This is a genomic window from Flavobacterium sp. (genome assembly GCF_044368625.1).
Lineage (GTDB): Bacteria > Bacteroidota > Bacteroidia > Flavobacteriales > Flavobacteriaceae > Flavobacterium.
On sequence record NZ_JBIPPD010000149.1, the window covers coordinates 1 to 8,133 of the forward strand.

Annotated in this window: 5 protein-coding genes; 4 read left to right on the top strand and 1 reads right to left on the bottom strand. The window is 36.7% G+C overall.

The features are described from left to right. Positions 1–1,138: 1,138 nt before the first annotated feature. The gene (gene eno, locus ACIQ2X_RS11195; RefSeq protein WP_396179006.1) at positions 1,139–2,431 is read left to right on the top strand and encodes a phosphopyruvate hydratase; all 1,293 of its coding nucleotides are present in this window, start codon (positions 1,139–1,141) and stop codon (positions 2,429–2,431) included. Positions 2,432–2,519: 88 nt separating this feature from the next. Here the strand turns inward: eno and ACIQ2X_RS11200 are convergent, their stop codons facing one another. Continuing rightward, positions 2,520–3,332, bottom strand: coding sequence for a helix-turn-helix domain-containing protein (locus ACIQ2X_RS11200; protein ID WP_396179007.1), 813 nt, complete (start codon positions 3,330–3,332; stop codon positions 2,520–2,522). A gap of 257 nt (positions 3,333–3,589) precedes the next feature. Here ACIQ2X_RS11200 and ACIQ2X_RS11205 point away from each other — a divergent pair, with 257 nt between their 5' ends. The 3 genes from ACIQ2X_RS11205 to ACIQ2X_RS11215 form a co-directional block, all read left to right on the top strand. Then, positions 3,590–5,566, top strand: a complete 1,977-nt coding sequence (locus ACIQ2X_RS11205; protein WP_396179008.1) for a tetratricopeptide repeat protein — start codon at positions 3,590–3,592, stop codon at positions 5,564–5,566. A gap of 149 nt (positions 5,567–5,715) precedes the next feature. Next, on the top strand, positions 5,716–6,477 hold the full coding sequence (locus ACIQ2X_RS11210; RefSeq protein WP_396179009.1) for a LytR/AlgR family response regulator transcription factor: 762 nt from the start codon (positions 5,716–5,718) through the stop codon (positions 6,475–6,477). Positions 6,478–6,602: 125 nt separating this feature from the next. Beyond that, a partial coding sequence (locus tag ACIQ2X_RS11215; RefSeq protein ID WP_396179010.1) for a leucine-rich repeat domain-containing protein occupies positions 6,603–8,133 on the top strand: 1,531 nt, incomplete at its 3' end.

The following is an 8,133-nucleotide window of genomic DNA, read 5'->3' on the forward strand; positions in this document are numbered from 1 at the left end:
GCTTTAAAATGCGCAATACAATTGGCTTCACTACTAAATTCGACTCCAAAACTAAAAATATTCATACCCAATAATTTATCTATCAAACAAATATACAAAAATATGAGCAATTACGGATATACATAAAGGAATTGGTTTTTAGGATTGTGGTTTGAGGAATTTTGATTACAAGCTTTACAAAATTGATAGAATTAGACTCCTGGTGGAGTGCTGGCTACCTAGCTTAAGAAAAATCGGGACAAGCTATCAAAGAGAGACAGTCTAATCTTCGCGTTTATTTGTCATAGCTTCGCCAGTTCGAGCAAAGCTCTCGTGTTCGCAGAAATCTAAATGTAATTGACTATTGGAATAATAGACTCCTGGCGGAGTGACAAATAGCTGTGAAGATGCTGGTAATAGACTCCTGACGGAGTGACAAATAGCAGTGAAGATGTTGGACTCGAATTTAGAAATTGATTTGTAAACTTTTCATACTATCATCTACACGTTTATTTGTCATTGTTTCGCCAGTTCGAGCAAAGCTCTCGTATTCGCAGAAATCTAAAATGTTATTGACTATTGGAATAATAAACTCTTGACGGAGTGACAAATAGCAGTGAAGATGTCGGACTCGAATTTAGAAATTGATTTGTAAACTTTTCATGCTATCATCTACACGTTTATTTGTCATTGCTTCGCCAGTTCGAGCAAAGCTCTCGTGTTCGCAGAAATCTAAAACGTTATTGACTACTGGAATAATAGACTCCTGACGGAGTGACAAATAGCAGTGAAGAGGTTGGGTTGAAATATAATTTGAAAATTGGTGTAATAAATTCATTGCGGAGTGACAAATAGCAGTGAAGATGTAGCTTTCATTTGTTAGATAAAATGCTTTAACAAAAGCCTAAGCAATCATTCCGAAGTTTCGGAAGAAGCCTGAAATTTGCCGTCTAGCCCTGACAGGGGGGAAATCCCGATTTTTCATCGGGATGGAAGGATGGCAGGAAAATGGTTTACAAAAACGCACTACCGATTCGCTCCAAAAAAAAAGTACTAAACCGTTTGAGTTGATAAGATTCGATTTTTTCGTAAAAGGATTCATAAACTTATAATATATTTGCAATTATCATTGTGTAACACATCATTAAAACATATCAAAATGAGCATTATTATAAAAATTCATGCCCGACAAATTTTAGATTCAAGAGGAAATCCAACGATTGAGGTGGATGTAATTACGGAAAACGGCGTTTTGGGTCGTGCTGCTGTGCCAAGTGGCGCTTCGACTGGCGAACATGAAGCGGTGGAATTGCGTGACGGCGGTAAAGCGTTTATGGGCAAAGGCGTGCGAAAAGCAGTTGAAAACGTAAATCTTCGAATTGCTGAGGAATTACTGGGAACTTCTGTTTTTGAACAAAACTTGATTGACCAAAAAATGATTGAGCTGGATGGAACGCACAACAAATCGAACTTGGGTGCGAATGCCATTTTGGGCGTTTCTCTGGCTGTGGCCAAAGCGGCTGCCAACGAGTTGGGATTGCCTTTGTACCGCTATATTGGTGGGGTTTCCGCCAATACACTTCCGGTTCCGATGATGAATATTATCAATGGAGGAAGTCATTCTGATGCGCCAATTGCGTTTCAGGAATTTATGATTATGCCGGTTAAAGCCAAAAACTTTACGCATGCGATGCAAATGGGAACGGAGATTTTTCACCATTTGAAAAAAGAATTACACGATAGAGGTTTGAGTACCGCTGTGGGTGACGAAGGTGGTTTTGCACCAAACTTGGCTGGTGGAACGGAAGATGCGATTGAATCCATCAAAAATGCGGTTGAAAAAGCAGGTTACAAATTTGGTGATGAAGTGATGATTGCATTGGATTGTGCGGCTTCAGAATTTTATGTAAACGGAAATTACGATTATAAAAAGTTTGAAGGCGAGAATGGAAAAATCCGTTCGTCGAAAGAACAGGCAGAATATTTGGCTGAATTGGCTCACAAATATCCGATCATTTCCATTGAAGACGGAATGTATGAAGACGACTGGGACGGATGGAAATACTTGACGACTTTAATCGGAGACAAAGTTCAGTTGGTGGGTGACGATTTATTTGTAACCAATGTAACGCGTTTGAAAACCGGTATTGACAAGGGAATTGCCAACTCAATTCTGGTAAAAGTAAACCAGATTGGTACGTTGACAGAAACGATTGCGGCGGTAAATATGGCACACAATGCGGGTTATACTTCGGTAATGTCGCACCGTTCGGGAGAAACGGAAGATAACACCATCGCTGATTTAGCAGTAGCATTGAATTGTGGCCAAATCAAAACAGGTTCGGCTTCCCGTTCAGATCGTATGTCCAAATACAACCAATTGCTTCGAATTGAAGAGGAATTGGGCGATGTGGCTTATTTTCCTGGATTGAAAGCTTTTAAGAAGAGATAAAATCTGACATAGATTTCACAAATTTGCACGAATTTTTAATTATAACCCTTTCAGCGTTTTGAACCCTGAAAGGGTTAATTTTTTTACATTAGTTGTCGATAGATAACAAATGATTCGCTGCAATTTCTTTGATTTTGTAAAGTAAAATCAGTTGCAAGATACTGACCGGAATTAAAAAGAAAAGTCCGATTACAAACAGAAATACCGTTATTAAAGTTGCACCCGTAATAATAATGAAGATGGCGGAAACAGCAGCCAAATTCATTCCCACCTGTTTTTTAAGGCGGAGAACTCCAATGCCGTACAGCACAAAAGCACAACCAATGAAAATACTGAAACCAACCCAAAAAATATCTTCTGAATCTGACGGTTGAAACCAACTGTAGAGGTCAAAAGCATATCCAATGCCAAGCAATATGATCAGTAAAACAGCACTGATTCGTAATAGATAATTTTTAAAGATGCTACCACTTATTACAAAACCTGCATAAAAAATCAGCATTGTCACAAATGAAACAATCTTTAGCGAAACATAAAAGGCAGTCGAAACTTTAATGTTGTCGCTAAATTCTAAATCGGCATCGATGTACAATTCAACAAAACCTAGAATAAAGTAAATGATTCCGACAATAAAAGCCACATTCAATACTTGAAAATGCGATTTGGAGACTTTAAAATCGTGGGGTTCTTCTATCGAGAAAGCCTCTTTTATGGTTTCCAAATTATGATCAAGTGCGGCCAAAATCGTTTTGATAGTATAACTTCTCGGGGTCACTTCGCCCGCTTCAATGCGTTGAATCGTTCGAACACTAATGTTGCATTTTTCGACCAGCTCCTCTTGGGTCAGTCCTTTTTCGTTGCGTAAGCTGGTAAGTAATTTACCTAGTTCTGGTTGTCTCATAATGATCGTGTTAATTTCAGGCAATACTACAAATCTTCGGTTTTCAGCACAAATATATCAAAAGGAATTGACCCGCCATTTACGCGCCACATCGCAAATACCAGTAAATACAGTAGTTGCAAATATTTTTTTAGCGCTTCTGTACATTTATTTTTTATCGTTAAAAAACCAAATTCTAATTCAAAGTAATCAAATACTCATTTACCACTTTTTTGCACCTACAAAATACTATTTTTGTTTCTATCTAATAAGTGGCCATGAAAAGAGTGATAATTTTTAGTTTGCTGTTTTTTTTCTTTTTTGCAAATGCATTTTCGCAGGAGGCTACGGCAGATAGTTTGCAGCAAGTACTAAAAAACAGTAAAGACGATATCGAAAAAGCAAATGTCTTAAATGAACTTGCTTCTGTTTATCAGGATTTCAACCCGAAAATGATGCGGGAATCTGCAGAAAAAGCCTTGGTTTTAGCCCGAAAAATTGACTTTGCTGTTGCGGAAGGCAACGCTTTACTCAACCTTGGTAATGCGGGAATTATTGCCGGAAATTACGCAGCAGCATTAGAGAGTTTTCAGGCTTCTCAAATTGTTTTCGAAAAGGAATTGACCCAATCGTCGAGTGATCAACTTCAAATAAAAAACGGTTTGGCGCGTGCTTACGGAAGTATGGGAATTGTTTTTTCGGAGCAAAATAGTTATGCCAAAGCCTTGCAACATCATTTCAAAGCGCTGAAATTGTATAAAGAAACAGGACAGGAACTCAAAACTGCTCAAATTTACAACAACATTGGTGTGGTTTACGTGTCTACAAATCAGGATTTTAAGGCACTGGAATATTTTTTAAAATGCTTTAAAATTCAAGAAAAAAACAAACTTTCTTACAGTGGCATTACGGCGACTAATATTGGTAAGATTTATTTGAAACAAAGCAACTATCCCGAAGCGTTGAAATACTTCGACTTGGCTCAAAAACGATTTCAGCAGTTTCCAGACGCGAGAGGTTTGGGCGAATTAATGACGCATTTTGCCAGATATTACGAACAACAGAACAATCCATCGGAAGCCGTTGCTCATTTTGAAAAAGCCTTAACTCAATTTCAGAAAATTGATGACAAATTTGGGTCTTCCGATACCTATTATTACTTGGGTCAATTTTATTTGAAGCAAAATGACTTTCAAAAAGCCCTACAAAATACCGAAAAAGCCTTGGCCTTCGCCAAAGAATTGCAGCTTTTGGAGTCAATTCAAAATGCGGAACTCGCATTGAGTACGACATATGAAAAACTTGGGCAAATAAATGAATCGCTGAAACATTTTAAATTGTATGCCGTTGCAAAAGATACCTTGCAAAGTCAACAGAATGTACGGCAATTGGTGCAAACCGAAATGAATGAAGAGTTTGATAAAAAACAATTGTTGTTGCAAAAGGAACAAGAACGTAAAGAAATTGTATTTGAAGAACAAATCAAGCGGCACCGTTTGCAAATCATTTTCAGTATTCTGGTGGTGATTTTGGTATTCGGAATTGTGTTTTTAATCAACAACCGTAGGCAATTAAAGAAAAATTTGATACTTCAAAAAGAACTTGCAGAGTACGAACAAAAAGCTTTGCATTTGCAAATGAATCCGCATTTTGTGTTCAATTGTTTGGGTTCTATATCTAGTTTTATTGTGCAAAATGGCACTGACTCGGCGATAAAATATTTGGCAAAATTTTCGAAACTGATGCGATTGACCCTCGAATATTCGAAAGAAGCCTTGATTCCGATTGACAAAGAAATTGAGAGTTTACAGAACTATCTCGAATTGGAACAACTTCGGTTCAATCAAGTGTTTGATTTTACAATTACCAAAAGCAAAGATATCGAAGACGATTTGGCTTTGCCACCTTTACTTTTACAACCCTTTGTTGAGAATGCGATTATTCACGGATTAATTCCGAAACAAGAGAAAGGTAAAATTGCGATTTCATTTGATTTAGAAAATGATAAATTGTTATGTACTATAATTGATAACGGGGTTGGACTGGAAGCTTCGCAAAAGCTAAAAGAACAATCGGTTTCGATTCATAAATCGATGGCGTTGGATATTACGAAGAAAAGATTAGAAATGATGGAATCGACTACTCAAAAACAATCTTTTTTGACGATTGAAGAAGTAAAAGATGCAGATGAAATTGTTGCTGGAACAAAAGTAGTTTTGCATTTGCCAGTTCAGTATGTGGAGAAGTTGGGATAGATGGACTTGGGGATTGAAAGATTGAAGGATTGAAGGATTGAAAGGTAAATAAAGAAATATATACTAATTTAATGAGCCGGTTTCGGCTCCCCATTTTAAAAGCCCTTCCTTTGGAGAGGTTGGGGAGGCCGAGGGGTTGGGGGAGGATTATGATAAAAGCACTATTAATAGACGACGATGCAAATTTACGGCAAGGTATGAAAGGCTTGTTGAACCGTTATGCTTCAGATATTGAAATTATTGGAGAAGCAGACAGTGTGAAAACTGGAACAATCGCTATGGAAAAATTACACCCCCAAGTGGTTTTTCTGGATATCCAACTAAACGATGGAACCGGTTTTGACATACTGGAACGCGTGGCTCAAAGTCAGGGTAAAATAAATTCGCACATTGTTTTTATTACAGCCCATGAACAGTATGCCATCAAAGCATTTCGGTTTAGTGCGTTGGATTTTTTGTTGAAACCCGTTGATCCGGATGATTTAGAAAAGGTGGTGGAAAAAATTAAATCCGTTTCAAAACAAAAGGAAAGTTTTGAACACATCGACTTGCTGCTGGAAAACATCCGCAAGAAGGTAGATCATTTTAAGAGAATCGCACTTTCAACCTCCGATGGCATCCATCTTTTTGACATTAGTGATATTATTCGGTGTGAAAGCGAAGGCAATTATACCACGTTTTACATCAAAGACCACAAGCCTGTTTTGATTTCAAAAACGCTAAAGGAATACGAAGAGTTGTTAACCGAACACGGTTTTGAATGCATCCACCAGTCGCATTTGATTAATTTGGCGTATTTGAAATCATACATCAAAAAAGACGGTGGTTATGTCGTGATGGGCGACAACAGTAATTTGCCCATTTCGCAAAGAAAAAAAGAACGTTTGCAGGAGTTGCTAAAGAATCTTTAGAAGTTCCCTCTCTTTTGGAGCAGGATTTAAGGAGAGGCAACGAATTCTAATTGAAAGCTTGGAAATTCTCATTAACCAATAATTTATCAATACTACAGTATTAAATTTATACAAAATTAAATATCATGAAAAAATTACTACTACTTTTCTTATTTGCACTATCGCAGTATGTGATGGCACAACCACCAACAATTGTTAGCCCAACACCCTTATCCGTTTGCGATACTAATAACGATGGATTGGAATCTTTTGATTTGACATCTAAAAATGCAGAAATTTTGGGTAATTTAAATCCAGCTGCATTTTCAGTAAGTTACCATAGTGGTTCAATAGCAGCTGCATTTTTAAATATTAATGTACTTGTGAGTCCCTATGTGAACACATTTTTGGGAAGTCAAACCGTTTTTGTAAGAGTGCAAAATAATAGCATTCCAAATAGTTTTGCAACAACAACTTTACAATTAATTGTAAATCAAATTTCTATAAATGCATCAATTCCGTATTATGCACTTTATGAAAATCCTTTCGATGGTGTAGCTAATTTTGATTTAACTTCTCGAAATGCATTAGTGTCTTCCAATGCTAATCATCAAATTACTTACTTCACAACGCAAGCCGATGCTTTAAATGGAACGAATCAAATAGCCAACCCGGCTTCATTTTCAGGTAATCATTTGCAGACCGTTTGGTTTCGCGTTACCGATAATGTTACTAATTGTTTCGCAGTAGGAAGTTATGTCTTGAAAGTTTTTGATTCATCAGTTGTGGTTAACATTCCGGACCCTAAATTTAAAGCGCGATTACTTGCTGCTTCGCCAACAGAACTTATTGCTGCAAGCGGACCAAATAATTGGATTACACTTGACGCCAACAATGATGGCGAAATTCAGGTTTCGGAAGCTTTGGAAGTTACTTATTTTAGACTAAGTGGTTTTTTTCTTTTTGACAATGAAAAAATTACATCTCTAGAAGGAATCAATGCATTTACTAATCTTACCAATCTGGAATGCAACCATAATCTTTTAACATCAATTGATGTTAGTGCATTGACGAATTTGGAAATTTTAGCCTGTTCTTTTAATAATTTGACCGCTCTTAGTTTACAAAATTTTCCCAATTTAGAAGTATTGTATTGTGGAGGCCAACCCTTATCAAATTTAAATCTGCAATCAATTCCGAATTTAAGCAACTTGGATTGTGGGGCAACCTTATTAACGTCTTTGGATGTAACACCATTTAGTAATTTGACAATTCTTGATTGCAGAAATTCCCAAATAACTACTTTGAACGTAACTGGATTAGCAAATTTGCAAACCTTAAACTGTCTTTTTAATCAACTAACCAGCTTAAATTTAGCAGGTTTGAATTCTTTGGGTGCAATGGATGCTTCTAACAATCAAATAACATCAATAAGTTTACAACAAGCTCCTAATTTAGGCGAAATTACTTTAGACAACAATCAACTTACTAGTTTGGATGTAAATGGATTAAATTATGTGTTGATGTTGCGTTGTAACAATAATTTGTTTACGACTTTAAATATCGAGCCTTTGACTGATATTCAAGAGTTTAGATGTAGTGAAAATAGCTTATTGGAAACTTTATTTATAAAAAACGGGATTGACGAATTTATTTGGGCAGCAAATTGTCCTAATC

Excerpts from the sequence above, each read along its gene's own strand:
- eno (WP_396179006.1), top strand. The coding sequence starts at position 1,139 with ATGAGCATTATTATAAAAATTCATGCCCGACAAATTTTAGATTCAAGA.
- ACIQ2X_RS11200 (WP_396179007.1), bottom strand. The coding sequence starts at position 3,332 with ATGAGACAACCAGAACTAGGTAAATTACTTACCAGCTTACGCAACGAA.
- ACIQ2X_RS11205 (WP_396179008.1), top strand. The coding sequence starts at position 3,590 with ATGAAAAGAGTGATAATTTTTAGTTTGCTGTTTTTTTTCTTTTTTGCA.
- ACIQ2X_RS11210 (WP_396179009.1), top strand. The coding sequence starts at position 5,716 with ATGATAAAAGCACTATTAATAGACGACGATGCAAATTTACGGCAAGGT.